Genomic DNA, 16,069 nt, shown 5'->3' with positions numbered 1-16,069 from the left:
CGCCATGACTGGCGCTTCGACCCCGCCGCCGGTGGCCACGCCGGCCGTGCCGGCAGCACCGGCGCCACCGGCCAAGCCGGCGCGCCTGACGCGCTGGCTCGGCCACGGCATGGAAACCCACATCTCGCTGCCGCTGTTTGCCGCCATCCTGCTGATCGTCATCTGGGTTACGACCGCGCATTTCATCGGCATCGAGCGCATCGGCGCGCAGCTGGCGGCGCGCAACTCCAGCCGCGAGCTGCTCGACACCTACGAGGCGCAAGTCCAGCGCAACCTGGGCAGCATCGACCAGACGCTCAAGGTGCTCAAGTATGCAGTCGAACTGAAGGGCTTTGCCGGCGCCCTGCCTGCCCTCGACCAGCAAGGCCTGCTGCCGTCCGGCCTGGTGTTCGTGGTCAGCATCGCCGACCGCAATGGCATGATCGTGGCCAGCAATCCGGAGGCCACTTTCATCGATGTCGCCGGCCAGTCCTATTTTGCGTATCACCGCGACACCGACAGCGACATGCCGTTCGTGAGCCAGACGCTGCGCGACGCGGCCAATCCGGAGTGGCACCTGCATTTCACGCGCCGCTTGAACGACAGCAACGGTAAGTTTGCCGGCGTGGCAATCGTCGAAGTCGATCCGGCGTACTTCACCAGCGGCTACGAGCGCTCGCGCCAGGGCGACCTGGGCGCGCTCGGCCTGTATGGCCTTGACGGCGTGTTTCGCGCCCTGCGCATCGGCGACAAGGTGCTGTGGGGCCAGCGCGCCTCCGACGCCACCGACAGCGCCAAGGGCGAACCGGTGCTCAATTCCTGGGACGGGCTGCGCCGCTACACCAGCGCGCGCCGCCTGCACGGCTTTCCGCTGGTGGCGCTGGTGGGCCTGGCCGAGCACGAGCAGATGGCGCCGTTCGAGCAGCAGCGCCGCAATTACCTGTTGGCCGCCGGCAGCGGCAGCGCGCTGCTGGTGCTGATCGTCACGCTGGTGGGCCTGTGGTCCTACCAGCTCACGCGCACGCGGCGGCGCATCCGGCGCGCCCAGGAAACCTACGCGGCCGCGTCCGAAGCCAGCCTGGACGCATTTTTCGTCATGCGCAGCGTGAGCGACCCACACGGGGCGATTATCGACTTCGTGATCGAGGCAACCAACACGCGCGCCGAAAAACTGGCCCGCATGAGCAAGAAGGACCTGCGCGGCAAGAGCTTGTCGGCGGTGCTGCCGGCGTATAGCAGCAATGGCATTTTCGAGGACCTGGTCAAGGTCACGCTGGTGGGCGGCGTGCACGAAGCCGAATGGCAGGCCGGCGCCGCGCCGCAGCGCGAACAGTGGCTGCACCGCCAGGTGGTGGCGGTCGAAGGCGGCGTGGTGGCGATCGTGCGCGACATCACCGAGCGCAAGCTGACCGAACAGCGCATCCGCCACATCGCCCACCACGACGACCTGACCGGTCTGCCCAACCGCAGCCTGATCCGCGACCGCCTGGACCAGGCCATCCTGCACGCCCAGCGCCGCGAGCGCAGCGTGGCCGTGGCCTTTATCGATCTCGATGGCTTCAAGCTGATCAACGACGGGCTGGGGCACAACGCCGGCGACGAATTGCTTAAAGTAGTCGGCAAGCGCATGCAGGAGTGCCTGCGCCGCGAAGATACCCTGGGGCGCTTTGGCGGCGACGAATTCGTCATCATCTTGGCCGACCAGTCGGACAACCCGGCCGCGCTGGCGCCTATTCTGGAAAAAGTCCGGCAGGCGGTGCACGAACCGGTGCTGCTGGGCGGCCAGGAAGTGCAGGTCAGTTGCAGCATGGGCGTGGTCATGTATCCGCGCGACGGGGGCGACCCGAACACCCTCATGATGAACGCGGACGCCGCCATGTACCGCGCCAAGGACATGGGCAAAAACCTGTTTCAGTTCTACACCCGCGAAATGAACGCCAGCGTGGAACAGAAGCTGGTGCTGCTCGAAGGCTTGCGCTGCGCGCTCGAGGAAGGCCAGTTCCACTTGCTCTACCAGCCGAAAGTCGACCTGCGCACCGGCTTGATCATCGGCGTCGAGTCGCTGATCCGGTGGCAGCATCCCGAACAAGGCATCATTTCGCCGCTGCGCTTTATCGGCCTGGCCGAGGAGAGCGGCCTGATCGTGCCGATCGGCGACTGGGTGCTGCAGACCGCGTGCCGCCAGAACCGCGCCTGGCAGCTGGCCGGCCTGGCCCCGATCACGATCTCGGTGAATGTCTCGCCCCGCCAGTTCGAAGAAAAGCGGCTGGTCGAGCGCGTGGCGCAGGCGCTCGCCGACAGCGGCTTGGCGCCGGCCGACCTGGAGCTGGAAGTGACGGAAAGCTTGATCATGCGCGACCTGGCGCAATCGGTGGGCAAGATGCGCGAACTTGAAGCGATGGGCATTTCGCTGTCGATCGACGACTTCGGCACTGGTTACTCGAGCCTGTCGGCGCTCAAATCGTTCCCGATCACGCGCCTGAAAATCGACAAATCGTTTGTCAGCGAACTGGCCGAGAACCTGGACGACCAGGCCATCGCGATGGCCGTCATCTCGCTGGGACACAAACTCAATTTGCGCGTGATCGCCGAAGGCGTCGAGACCGAACAACAGTGTAATTTTTTGCGCGACAACGACTGCGACGAGATGCAGGGCTATCTGTTCAGCATGCCGGTCCCGGCCAGCAAGATCCATTCGCTGCTCGAGGAGCAGTCGCGCATGCTGGCCGAACTGGACAGCGTAGGTGGCGTGGCCAGCATAGAGAGCGCCGTGTGCGCAGAAGGCATTCATGCTGCATAAAACCGCCCTGTTCCTGTTCGGCGCGGACCCTAAACTGCGCCGCCTGCTCCTGTACTGGGCCGGCGCGGCGGCGCTGTACCTGCTCTCGGTCGTGGTGCTATACCACCAGGTGTCGGCCGGTACCGTCTCGGCCGAAGGCGCCAGGAACCTGAGCTGCTTTGCGATTGCCGGTGCCCTGGTTTTTCTGGTGCTGGTGCGCTTTAGCGTCGCGCTGGGCATCGCCCCGTACCGGCTGGCGGTGCTGCAGGCGCTGTTTGCTTTTGTGTGCAATATCGGCGCGTATGCCTTGCTGGGCGAAGTGCGCGGCGCCTCGCTGATGATCATGCTGGTGGTGATGGTGTTTTGCACCTTCTCGCTGCGTCCGCGCGCCACGCTCGGCCTGTGCGGCGCGGCCATCGGCATGCTCGGCCTGTCGATGGCGGTGCTGTCGTCGCGCGCCCCGCTCGTTTTCACGCCGCGCGTGGAGCTGATGCACTTTTTGCTGGCGTCGTGCTGCCTGTTTGCCGTCACGCTGCTGACCGGCGCCATGAGCCGCCTGCGCGCCAGCCTGAAGGCGCAAAAATCGGAGCTGCAGGTGGCCCTGGGCCAGATCCGCACGCTGGCCACGGTCGACGAGCTGACCAGCCTGGCCAACCGGCGCTACATGAACGAGGTGCTAGCCGACCAGGAACGGCGCGCCCCCGTACCCGACGCAGCGCTGTGCATCGCGCTGCTCGACATCGACTTTTTCAAGAACGTCAACGACCGCTTCGGCCACGACGGCGGCGACAGCGTCCTGCGCACCTTTGCCGCGGCGGCGCGCGCCGAACTGCGCGTGGGCGACCTGCTGGCGCGCTGGGGCGGCGAAGAATTTCTGCTGATGCTGCCCGATACCAGCGTGACCGAAGCGCTGCCGGTATTGAAAAGGATGGCCGAGCGGGTGCGCGCGGTCGACGTGCCGGGCGTGGACATGGAGCGCGACCTGACGTTTTCGGCCGGCCTGGTCGAGCGCGGCGACGACGAGCCCTTTGCCGAGACCATCAGCCGCGCCGACCGCGCCATGTACGCGGCCAAGGGTTCGGGGCGCGACCGGGTCGTCAGCGCTTAGGCGCGCGGCGCTTCGCGCATGGCGCGCCCGCCGGCCGACTCTGGCGGTCGCAATAGTTAGTTGCCTGCTTACAACAAATTCGGGCTAAACTGCTGCAATGCGAACAAGATGCCCATGTCTGGCCCCCGCCGATTCCTGTAGAATGAACCACGAATTTACACAATGTAATTATCCGATTGCAAGCAACATCGCGCAGACCCTGCCTTCGTCTGTACCCGGACAGTGCGCGCCTCGCGCGCCATTGAAAAAAAAGCAAACCCCCAAGAAATCGGGGTGCATCGCACCACTTACCACGCCATTGTTAATTGGAGTATTGTTCAAGATAACTTTGCCGCATGCAACGCATTGTTTCGATGAACCGGTCCTGCCGCACGCGGCACAGGACGACTTGGCGCTGACGCTATGACCAGACTGAATTTACCGGCGGAACTCGCTTCGAGCCCGCCTCCCCCCAGCAGCGAACCCGACCTTGGCATTCGCGAAGACTTGCTGCACCCCGATCCGCTGCTCGACTGCCTGGTCGAGCTGACCCGCATCCACGGCCGTCCCAGCACCCGCGCCGCGCTTTCGGCCGGGTTGCCGCTGGCCGAGCAAGGCTTGACGCCGTCGCTGTTTGCACGCGCCGCCGCCCACGCCGGCTTTTCGGCCAAGGTGGTGCGCCGTACGCTGGCCAAGGTTGACCAGGCGCTGCTGCCGGTGATCCTGCTTTTGCACGACAATCAGGCCGGCGTGCTGCTGGGCTGGAACGAAGCGGGCGAAGCCCAGCTGCTGCTGCCCGACGCCGGCCAGGGCGCCGCCTACCTGTCGCGCGACGACCTGCAGGCGCGCTACACCGGCATCGCCATTTTTTCGCGCCCCCATTTCCGCTTCGACCAGCGCACCCCGCCGCTGGTCGCGGTCCCGCAACGTCACTGGTTCTGGGGCACCATCCTCGAGCAGCGCCCGATCTTCAAGGATATTCTGGCCTCGGCCCTGTTGATCAACCTGCTCGGCCTGGCCATGCCGCTGTTTACGATGAACGTGTACGACCGCGTGGTGCCCAACTTCGCCGTCGAAACGCTGTGGGTGTTCAGCGGCGGGATCGTGATCGTGCTGCTGATGGATTACATGGTGCGCCTGCTGCGCGGTCACTTCGTCGACCTGGCCAGTTCGCGCATCGACATCAAGCTCTCGAGCATGATCATGGAACGCGTGCTGGGCATGCGCATGGCGCACCGGCCGGCCTCGGTGGGCGCTTTTGCCGCCAACCTGCGCTCGTTCGAGACGGTGCGCGACTTCATCGCCTCGGCTACCGTCACCACCTTGATCGACCTGCCCTTCGCGCTGCTGTTTTTGATCGTGCTGGCCTGGATCTCGTGGCCGCTGGTGTTCATTCCGCTGCTGGGCATTATCATCGTCATCATCTACAGCTACCTGGTGCAGTACAAGATGCGCGAACTGTCCGAAACCACCTTTCGCGCCGCCGCGCTGCGCAACGCCACCATGATCGAGTCGCTCACCGCGCTCGAAACGATCAAGGCGCACGGCGCCGAAAGCCAGATGCAGGCGCGCTGGGAAAAGTCGACCGCGTTCCTGGCGCGCGTGTCGGCCGAACTGAAGCTGCTCTCGTCGTCGAGCATGAACGCGGCCGCCACGCTGGCCCAGCTGGTCAATGTGTGCGTGGTGGTGGCCGGGGTCTACCTGATCCACGAAAAAATGATGTCGATGGGCGGCCTGATCGCCTCGACCATGCTGGCCGGGCGCGCCATGGCGCCGCTGGGCCAGATGGTGGGATTGCTGCTGCAGTTCGAAGGGGCCAAAAATTCGCTCAAGGCGCTGGAAAACGTGATGGCCACGCCGAGCGAGCGCAGCGACGAGAGCGCCTTCATTCACCGTCCTGAAATTCGCGGCGAAATCGAATTCAAGGATGTCCACTTCAGCTATCCGGACCGCCCCGAAGAAGCGCTGCGCGGGGTCTCGTTTCGCATCAAGCCGGGCGAGCGCGTGGTGATCATCGGGCGCATCGGCTCGGGCAAGTCGACGCTGCAAAAACTCATGCTCGGCCTGTACGCGCCGACCAAGGGCGCCGTCGCCCTCGACGGGGTCGACCTGCGCCAGCTCGACCCGGCCGATTTGCGCCGCTCGGTCGGCTACGTGGAGCAGGATTGCCTGCTGTTTTACGGTTCGCTGCGCGAAAACATCACCATCCGCGCCCCCTACGCGGACGACCGCGCCGTGGTGGCGGCGGCCGAACTGGCGGGCCTGACCGAGTACATCAACCGCCATCCGGAAGGCTTCGACATGCTGGTGCGCGAGCGCGGCGAATCGCTCTCGGGCGGCCAGCGCCAGAGCGTGGCAATCGCGCGCGCGGTGCTGCTCGACCCGCCCGTGCTGCTGCTGGACGAACCGACCAGCGCCATGGACCACCCGTCCGAAGCCCAGTTCAAGGAACGCATGCGCCGCTATGCCCAGCACAAGACCATGATCATCGTGACCCACCGCTCCAGCCTGATGGAGCTGGCCGACCGCATCATCGTCATGGATGAAGGCAAGGTGGTGGCCGACGGGCCCCGCGACAAGGTCATGCACGCGCTGCAGACCGGCCAGGTCGGGCGGGCCGCATGACAGGGCGCTTGACAAAAACCGGCGGCGCCGTGCTGCGCGCGATGGAGGCGTTCCGGGTGCGCTTCGACCAGGGTACGGGCCACTGGCTTAACCGCTGGAAGGACAGCACCACCTTGAGCGGCGAGTCGGACTTCATGAAGGACGCCGACAGCATCATCATCGGCCAGGAACCGCTGCGCGCGCGCGTGCTGATGTATTCGCTGGCCGGCGTCATCGTGCTCGGCATCGTCTGGTCGGCGCTGGTGCAGGTCGATGAAATCACCCGCGGCGACGCCAAGGTCATCCCCGCGCGCCAGCTGCAGGTGCTGCAAAGCCTGGACGGGGGCATCGTCTCGCAGATCCTGGTCAAGGAAGGCGACATGGTCACCGAAGGCCAGATCCTGCTGCAGGTGGACTCGACCCGGTTCGAGTCCACCGTGCGCGAGAACCGCTCGCAGTACCTGTCGCTGCTGGCCAAGGCGGCGCGCCTGCGCGCGCTGGGCGAAAACAAGCCCTTCGTGCCGCCGCCCGAAGCGGTGGCGGGCGACCCGCGCACGGTGGACGAAGAGCGGCGCCTGTACGAAACGGCGACCTCCGAACTGCAGACCCAGCTGACGATCGCGCGCCAGCAGCTGGCCCAGCGCTCGCAGGAACTCAATGAAGCGACCACGAAAAAGCGCCAGGCGGCCCAGTCGTACGAGTCGACCGCGCGCGAGCTGGCCGTGACCAAGCCCCTGCTCGCCTCGGGCGCCGTCTCGGAAGTGGAGCTGCTGCGCCTGCAGCGCGACGTCGACCGCTTCAAGGCCGAAGGCGAGATTGCCGGTTCGCAGATCGCGCGCGTGCAGGCCGGCATCTCGGAGTCGACCCGCAAGGTGCAGGAGGTCGAACTGACTTACCGTAATACGGCCAGCAAGGAGTATTCGGAGACCATGGCGCGCCTCAATTCGCTGCTCCAGAGCGGCACCGGCCTGGCCGACCGGGTCAAGCAGTCGGCGCTGCGCTCGCCCGTGAAAGGCACCATCAAGCGATTGCTGGTCAACACCGTGGGCGGCGTGGTTCAGCCGGGGCGCGACGTGGTCGAAATCGTGCCGCTCGAAGGGCGCCTGCTGCTCGAAGCGAAAGTGGCGCCGCGCGACATCGCGTTTTTAAAACCCGGCCAGCGCGCCATCGTCAAGTTCACGGCCTATGATTTTTCGGTGTACGGCGGCCTCAATGCAAGTCTCGAGCATATCGGCGCCGACTCCGTGACGGACGACCGTGGCAATGTGTTTTACACCGTGCGCGTAGCAACCGACCAGGCCACGCTGGCGGGCAACCTGCCGATCATCCCGGGCATGGTGGCAGAAGTTGACATCATCACCGGCAAGAAGACGATCCTGTCTTACCTGCTCAAACCGGTCTTGCGCGCCAAATCGGCCGCCATGACCGAACGCTGACATGAGGACCGACCATTTGGCATTGACCGATCACCTGTTCATTTCCCCCAGCGGGATCATGCTGCCCGCCTGGCGGGAAGCCTTCAGCGGCGCGCGCGCCATTGCCATCGACCAGTTGGACCGCGCTCCCGCCGCGTCTGCGGTGCTCTGGCTGCGTCTCGATGGCAGCTTCGAGCTGGCGGCCATGGTCGGCGCCGTGCACCAGCGCTGCGGCCTTCTCCCGGTGGTCATCCTGAGCGACACCCCGAACGACGCCGAAGCGCTGGCCGCGCTGTCGGCGCAGGCGCGCGGCTACTGCAACAGCCACGCCGGCGCGCCGCTGCTGGCCAAGGTGGCCTCGGTCGTCACGCAGGGCGGCTTGTGGATCGGCGAGACGCTGATGCACCGGATCCTGTCGGTCCAGCACCTGATCCAGGTCCCCGCAGCGGCCGCCCGCCCCGACTGGCGCGAGCGCCTCACGCCGCGCGAAGCGCAAGTGGCCGAACTGGCCGGCGCCGGCATGCGCTACAAGGAAGTGGCGCGCGAACTGGCAATCACAGAGCGCACCGTCAAGGCCCACATGGGCGCGATCCTGGAAAAACTCGACCTGCGCGACCGGCTGCAACTGGCTCTGCTCGTGGGAGAGCGCCAGCCATCGTAGTTTATTGCAATTTCCATACGTTTGTTGCCGTACTGTACTTCAGGACAATGCCGATAGGCAACCCCGACTGCTATAGTTGAAGCATCTACTCATCCGTATGGAGCACTACAATGGCGATCACAGGCAACCTCATCGGTAAAGTTACCCTTCTCGCGGGTAACGCCACGGCCCGCTCCCCCGACGGCGCGGTGCGCGCGCTGCACCTGGGCGACCCGGTGTATGAAGGCGACGTGATCGTCACCGCGCAGGGAGGCAAAGTCGAAATTGCCTTCGATTCGGGCCGCAACTACCTGATCGGCGCCAATGAAACCGTCACGCTCGACGGCCAGGTGTTTGCGCCGGGCGAGACCGAGACGCGCGACGCCGCCCTGATGCCGGCCAACGGCGAGCTGGGTGACGTGACGCAGGCGCTGTTGACCGGCAATGGCAGCCTCGACGGCTTGATCGAGGAACCCGCGGCCGGCCTTGCCGCCGGCGGCGGCGACGACAACGGCAGTAGTTTTGTCGAACTGCTGCGCATCAGCGAGTCGACCACGCCGCTCGAGAGCGCCACCACCAGCGCAGCGGATGCCACCCGGCCCGAGTTTCTGGCGCTGGGCGCGGCCACCGAAAGCGCACCTGCGGGCACGATCAGCGTCGAGCTGCCGGGCACGATTGCGCCCGGCAGCGGCGCCCTCGCCGTTCCCATTACGGGCAGCACCAGCGCCGCAGCAGGCAGCAGCGTCACCCTGCTGGTGCAAGACAGCGACCCCGCCACGCCAGATGTGCGCGTGACGGCCATTGTCAACGCCGACGGCACGTTTGGCGCCAGTGCCGACCTGTCGTCCATGGGCCGCGGCAGCGTGACCGTCACCGCCACCGCCGCCGACGCCAACGGCAACCTGGTGAGCGCCAGCAGCAGCGCCGTCAAACTCAATGCGCAGCCGGGCGCCGCCGCCGACGCCATTGGCGCGCTGGAAGACACGCCGCTGACGATCGCCCAAGCCACCCTGCTCGGCAACGACGCCGACGCCGACGGCGACGCGCTGACCATCACCAGCGTCCAGGGCGCCCTCAACGGCAGCGTGGCCCTCGTGGGCGGCGGCGTGGTGTTTACGCCTGCGGCCAATTACAACGGCCCCGCCTCGTTCACCTACACCGTCAGCGACGGCCAGGGCGGCAGCGCCACCGCTACCGTCAACCTGAACGTCGGCGCGGTCAATGACCCGGCCGTCATCACCCCGGGCAGTGTGACGCTGACCGAAACCAACGCGCCTTTGAGCGCCGCCGGGACGCTCGCGATCACCGACATCGACAGCCCCGCCACCTTTGTTCCGGCCACGCTGGCCGGCGCCTACGGCAGCCTGGCGATCAATGCGACCGGCGCCTGGTCGTATACCGCCAGCGGCGCCCACAATGAGTTTGCCGCCGGGACCACCTACAGCGACACCTTCACCGTGAGCGCCAGCGACGGCGCGACCGGCACCGTCACCGTCAACATCGTGGGCACCAACGACGCGGCCATCATCACCGCCGCCGCGGCCAACCTGACCGAGAGCGACGTCGTGCTGACGGCATCTGGCAGCATGGCGATCAGCGACGCCGACAGCGCCGCCACGTTTGTGCCAGGCACCGTGCCCGGCACCTACGGCAGCCTGGCGATCGACGCTGCGGGCAACTGGAATTACACCGCCAGTTCGGCCCACAACGAGTTTGCCTTTGGTGCCACCTACAGCGACAGCTTCACCGTCACCAGCGCCGACGGCACCGCCAGCACCGTCACCATCAATATCGCGGGGACCAACGACGCTGCCGTCATCGGCAATGCGAGCGTCAGCCTGACCGAGAACGGCGCGCTGCTGACCAGCGCCGGTACGCTGAGCATCGCTGACGTCGACAGCCCGGCCGTTTTTGTCCCCGCCACCATTGCGGGCACCTACGGCAGCATCGCACTGCAGTCCGACGGCCAGTGGACTTACACGGCCAGCTCGGCGCACCCCGAATTTGCCGCCGGCGCCACCTACAGCGACGTCTTTGCCGTCACCAGCGCCGATGGCACGACCGGCACCATCACGGTCAATATCAGCGGTGCCAACAACGCGGCCGTGATCAGCGGCGCCAGCGCCAGCTTGACCGAGACCGACGCCGTGCTCACCACGTCCGGCACGCTCGCCATCAGCGACGTCGACAGCCCCGCCACCTTTGTGCCCGGCACACTCCAGGGCAGCCATGGCAGCATCACGCTGCAGGCAGATGGACAGTGGGTCTACACCGCCAGCTCGGCGCATGACGGCTTTGCCGGCGGCGCGACCTACAGCGACAGCTTCACCGTCACCAGCACCGACGGCACGACGGCGGCCATCAGCATCAGCATCCAGGGAACCAACGACGCCGCCGTGATCAGCGCGGGGACGGCCACCCTGACCGAAAATGGCGCCGTGCTCACCACCGGCGGCGTCTTGGGCATCGCCGACGTCGACAGCCCGGCGAGCTTTGCGCCGGCCACCATCGCAGGCACCTACGGCAGCGTCACGCTGCAGGCCAGCGGCCAGTGGTCTTACAGCGCCAATTCGGCGCATCCGGAGTTTGCCGCAGGCGCCACCTACACCGACACCTTTGCCGTTGCCAGCAGCGACGGCACGGCCAGCACGATCACCGTCAGCATCCTGGGCACCAACGACGCGGCAGTGATTGGCGCCGCGACGGTCGGCCTGGAGGAGACCAATGCCATCCTCACGTCGTCCGGCGCCTTGAGCATCACCGATGTCGACAGCCAGGCCACCTTCGTGACCGGCACCTTCACCGGCACATACGGCAGCCTTGCGCTGCAGGCCAGTGGCCAGTGGGTGTACACCGCCAGCTCCGCGCACAACGAATTTGCCGGCGGCGCAGTGTACAGCGACGTCTTTACGGTCGCAAGCACCGACGGCACCACCAGCACCGTGACGGTCAATATCTTGGGCACCAACGATGCTGCCGTCATCAGCACCGCGAGCGTCACGCTGATTGAAAGCAGCAGCGTGCTCACCACCAGCGGCGTGCTGACCATGTCCGACGTCGACAATGCGGTGCTCTTTGTCGCTGCCACGCTGCCAGGCACGTACGGCAGCTTGTCGATCGCCGAGAACGGCGCCTGGACTTACACCGCCAGCTCCATTCACGATGAATTCGCCGGCGGCACGACCTACACCGACACGTTCACCGTGAACAGCGCCGACGGCACCGCCAGCACGATCACCGTCAACATCCTCGGCTCGAACGGCAACGCCGTCATCAGTACGGCCAGCGTGGACCTGTTTGAAACAAACGAGCCGATCACGACGTCGGGCGTATTGACCATCAGCGATGCAGACAGCCCTGCGTCGTTCACGGCCGAGACCATCATCGGCAACTACGGCAGCGTGAACATTGCCGCCGACGGCGCCTGGACCTTTACCGCCAATTCGGCCCACGACAGCTTTGTCGGTGGCGCCACTTACACGGACGTTTTCGTCGTCACCAGCGAAGACGGTACGCCGAGCACGATTACGGTCAACATCGCGGGCACCAACGACGCTGCGGTGATTGGCGCGGCTGTGGTCAACCTGGAAGAGAGCAACCTGGCGCTGACGGCGAGCGGCGCGCTGTCGATCACGGATGCCGACAATCCCGCCACCTTTGCCCCCGGCACCGTCACTGGCACCTACGGCAGTATCGCATTGCAGGAAAACGGCCAGTGGACCTATACCGCAAACTCGCCGCACAATGAATTTTTGGACGGTACGACCTATACCGATATATTCAACGTCAAGAGTTCTGACGGCACGTCCGCGACGATCACCGTCAATATTTTGGGGACGAACGACGCAGCAGTACTCAGCACCGCGGTGGTACCGCTGACCGAGTCGGACGTGGTCCTGACCGCATCGGGCACGCTGACCGTCACCGATATCGACAGCGCTGCAAGCTATGTCGAGGGCACCTTCACAGGCACCCACGGTACAGTCGTACTGCAGACCAACGGCCAATGGACGTACGAGGCAAATTCCGCGCACAACGAGTTTGTCGATGGCACCACTTACGCCGACGTTTTCAATGTCAAAAGCACTGACGGCACGGTGACGACGATTACCGTCAATATCCTGGGCACCAACGACGCTGCTGTGCTGAGCACCGCCGTGGTGCCGCTGACAGAATCTGACGCCCTCCTGACAGCATCGGGCACGCTGACCGTTACCGATATCGACAGCTCCGCAAGCTATGTCGGAGGGACCTTTACCGGTACTCACGGTACGGTGGTGCTGCAGACCAACGGTCAGTGGACCTACGAGGCTAATTCGGCACACAACGAATTTGTCGATGGCACCACTTACACCGATGTTTTCAACGTCAAGAGTACGGATGGGACGGCGACGACGATTACCGTCAACATCCTGGGCACCAACGATGCTGCGGTGTTGAGCACGGCGGTGATACCACTGACCGAATCCGACGTCATCTTGACCGCATCCGGCACGCTGGCCGTTACCGATATCGACAGCTCCGCAAGCTATGTCGGCGGCACCTTCACCGGCACCCACGGCACTGTGGTGCTGCAGACCACCGGTCAATGGACCTACGAAGCGAATTCGGCACACAACGAATTTGTCGATGGCACCACTTACACCGATGTGTTCAACGTCAAGAGCACCGACGGCACGGTGACCACGATTACCGTCAATATCTTGGGCACCAACGATGCCGCAGTGCTGAGCACCGCGGTGATACCACTCACCGAATCTGATGTCGTCCTGACCGCATCGGGCACCTTGGCCGTTACCGATAACGACAGTTCCGCAAGTTATGTCGGGGGCACCTTCACCGGTACTCACGGCACTGTGGTGCTGCAGGCCAACGGCCAGTGGACCTACGAGGCAAATTCGGCTCACAACGAGTTTGTCGATGGGACTACTTACACCGATGTCTTCAATGTCAAGAGCGCTGACGGCACGGCGACCACGATCACCGTCAACATCCTGGGCACGAATGACGCAGCAGTACTGAGCACCGCGGTGGTACCGCTCAACGAGTCGGACGTCATCCTGACCGCATCGGGCACGCTGAGCGTTACTGATATCGACAGCTCGGCCAGTTATGTCGGAGGTACCTTCACCGGTACTCACGGCAGCGTGGTGCTGCAGACTAACGGCCAGTGGACCTACGAAGCGAATTCGGTACACAACGAGTTTGTCGACGGGACTACTTACACCGATGTCTTTAATGTCAAGAGCACGGATGGGACGGCGACGACGATTACCGTCAACATTTTGGGCACGAATGACGCAGCAGTACTCAGCGCCGCAACAGTCCCGCTGACCGAATCCGACGTCATCCTGACCGCATCCGGCATGCTGACCGTTACCGATATCGACAGCTCTGCAAGTTATGTCGGAGGCACCTTCAGCGGCACTCACGGTACGGTGGTACTTCAGACCAACGGTCAATGGACCTACGAAGCGAATTCGGCACACAACGAGTTTGTCGACGGTACCACCTACACCGATATCTTCAACGTCAAGAGCGCTGACGGTACGGCTACCACGATTACCGTCAACATCCTGGGCACGAACGATGCCGCAGTGCTGAGTACTGCGGTGGTACCGCTGACCGAGTCGGACGTCATCCTGACCGCGTCCGGCACCCTGACCGTCACCGATATCGATAACGCCGCAAGCTATGTCGGGGGTACCTTTACCGGCACCCACGGTACAGTCGTGTTGCAGACTAACGGCCAGTGGACCTACGAGGCTAATTCGCCACACAACGAGTTCGTCGACGGAACTACTTACACCGATGTCTTCAACGTCAAGAGCACGGATGGGACGGCGACGACGATCACCGTCAACATCTTAGGCACTAACGACGCAGCAGTACTCAGCGCCGCGACAGTTCCGCTGACCGAATCCGACGTCATCCTGACCGCATCCGGCACGCTGACCGTTACCGATAACGACAGTTCCGAAAGTTATGTCGGGGGGACCTTCACCGGTACTCACGGCACGGTGGTGCTGCAGACCAATGGCCAGTGGACCTACGAGGCAAATTCGGCACACAACGAGTTTATCGACGGCACCACTTATACCGATGTTTTCAACGTCAAAAGCACTGACGGCACGGCGACGACGATTACCGTCAACATCCTCGGCACGAACGATGCCGCAGTGCTGAGTACTGCGGTGGTACCGCTGACCGAGTCGGACGTCATCCTGACCGCATCGGGCATGCTGACCGTTACCGATATCGACAGTTCCGCAAGTTATGTCGGGGGCACCTTCACCGGTACTCACGGCACTGTGGTGCTGCAGACAAACGGCCAGTGGACCTACGAGGCAAATTCAGTACACAACGAGTTTGTCGACGGCACCATTTACACCGATGTCTTCAACGTCAAGAGCGCTGACGGCTCGGCAACGACGATTACCGTTAATATCTTGGGCACCAACGATGCCGCAGTGCTGAGCACCGCCGTGGTACCACTGACAGAATCGGACGCCATCCTGACCGCATCGGGGACCCTGACAGTTACCGATATCGACAGCTCCGCCAGTTATGTCGGGGGCACATTCACCGGTACTCACGGCACCGTGGTGCTGCAGACCAACGGCCAGTGGACCTACGAGGCAAATTCGGCTCACAACGAGTTTGTCGATGGGACTACTTACACCGATGTCTTCAATGTCAAGAGCACGGATGGGACGACGACGACAATTACCGTCAACATTTTGGGCACGAATGACGCAGCAGTACTCAGCGCCGCAACCGTCCCGCTGACCGAATCCGACGTCATTCTGACCGCGTCCGGCACCCTGGCCGTCACCGATATCGATAACGCCGCAAGCTATGTCGGGGGTACCTTTACCGGCACCCACGGTACAGTCGTGCTGCAGACCAACGGTCAGTGGACCTACGAGGCAAATTCAATACACAACGAGTTTGTCGACGGCACCACTTACACCGATGTTTTCAACGTCAAGAGCGCTGACGGTACGGCTACCACGATTACCGTCAACATCCTGGGCACGAATGACGCAGCAGTACTGAGCACCGCGGTGGTACCGCTGACCGAGTCGGACGTCATCCTGACCGCATCGGGCACGCTGAGCGTTACTGATATCGACAGCTCGGCCAGTTATGTCGGAGGTACCTTCACCGGTACTCACGGCACGGTGGTGCTGCAGACAAACGGCCAATGGACCTACGAGGCAAATTCAGTACACAACGAATTTGTCGACGGTACCACTTACACCGATGTGTTCAACGTCAAGAGCGCTGACGGCTCGGCAACGACGATTACCGTTAATATCTTGGGCACCAACGATGCCGCGGTGCTGAGCACCGCCGTGGTACCACTGACAGAATCGGACGCCATCCTGACCGCATCGGGGACCCTGACAGTTACCGATATCGACAGCGCAGCAAGCTATGTCGGAGGTACATTCACCGGCACTCACGGTACGGTGGTACTTCAGACCAACGGTCAATGGACCTACGAAGCGAATTCGGCACACAACGAGTTTGTCGATGGGACTACTTACACCGATGTCTTC

General features: G+C 63.8%; 6 protein-coding genes. All 6 read left to right on the top strand.

Going from position 1 to position 16,069, the window contains the following annotated elements; translation table 11 throughout:
* Nucleotides 1–4 precede the first annotated feature (4 nt).
* Nucleotides 5–2,779, top strand: coding sequence for a bifunctional diguanylate cyclase/phosphodiesterase (locus tag ACP7BV_RS21470; protein ID WP_426106684.1), 2,775 nt, complete (start codon nucleotides 5–7; stop codon nucleotides 2,777–2,779).
* Nucleotides 2,769–3,866, top strand: a complete 1,098-nt coding sequence (locus ACP7BV_RS21465; protein ID WP_426106682.1) for a diguanylate cyclase — start codon at nucleotides 2,769–2,771, stop codon at nucleotides 3,864–3,866. Before ACP7BV_RS21470 ends, ACP7BV_RS21465 begins: the two co-directional genes overlap by 11 nt.
* 402 nt (nucleotides 3,867–4,268) lie before the next feature.
* Entirely contained in the window at nucleotides 4,269–6,470 is a 2,202-nt protein-coding gene (locus ACP7BV_RS21460) for a type I secretion system permease/ATPase (RefSeq protein ID WP_426106681.1), read from the top strand.
* Nucleotides 6,471–6,478: 8 nt separating this feature from the next.
* A complete protein-coding gene (locus ACP7BV_RS21455) occupies nucleotides 6,479–7,885 on the top strand; it encodes an HlyD family type I secretion periplasmic adaptor subunit (RefSeq protein WP_426106680.1) in 1,407 nt (468 codons plus the stop codon).
* A gap of 1 nt (nucleotide 7,886) precedes the next feature.
* Nucleotides 7,887–8,525 (top strand): LuxR C-terminal-related transcriptional regulator, encoded by a 639-nt coding sequence (locus tag ACP7BV_RS21450; protein WP_426106678.1) that lies wholly within the window; start codon nucleotides 7,887–7,889, stop codon nucleotides 8,523–8,525.
* Between the two features lie 110 nt (nucleotides 8,526–8,635).
* On the top strand, nucleotides 8,636–16,069 hold a 7,434-nt coding region (locus tag ACP7BV_RS21445), incomplete at its 3' end, for a retention module-containing protein (RefSeq protein ID WP_426106677.1).

The organism is Massilia sp. TSP1-1-2 (genome assembly GCF_049896185.1).
Classification (GTDB): Bacteria; Pseudomonadota; Gammaproteobacteria; order Burkholderiales; family Burkholderiaceae_D; genus Telluria_A.
The sequence above is the reverse complement of the archived record's forward strand: the minus strand, read 5'-3'. Positions and strand labels throughout refer to the sequence as shown.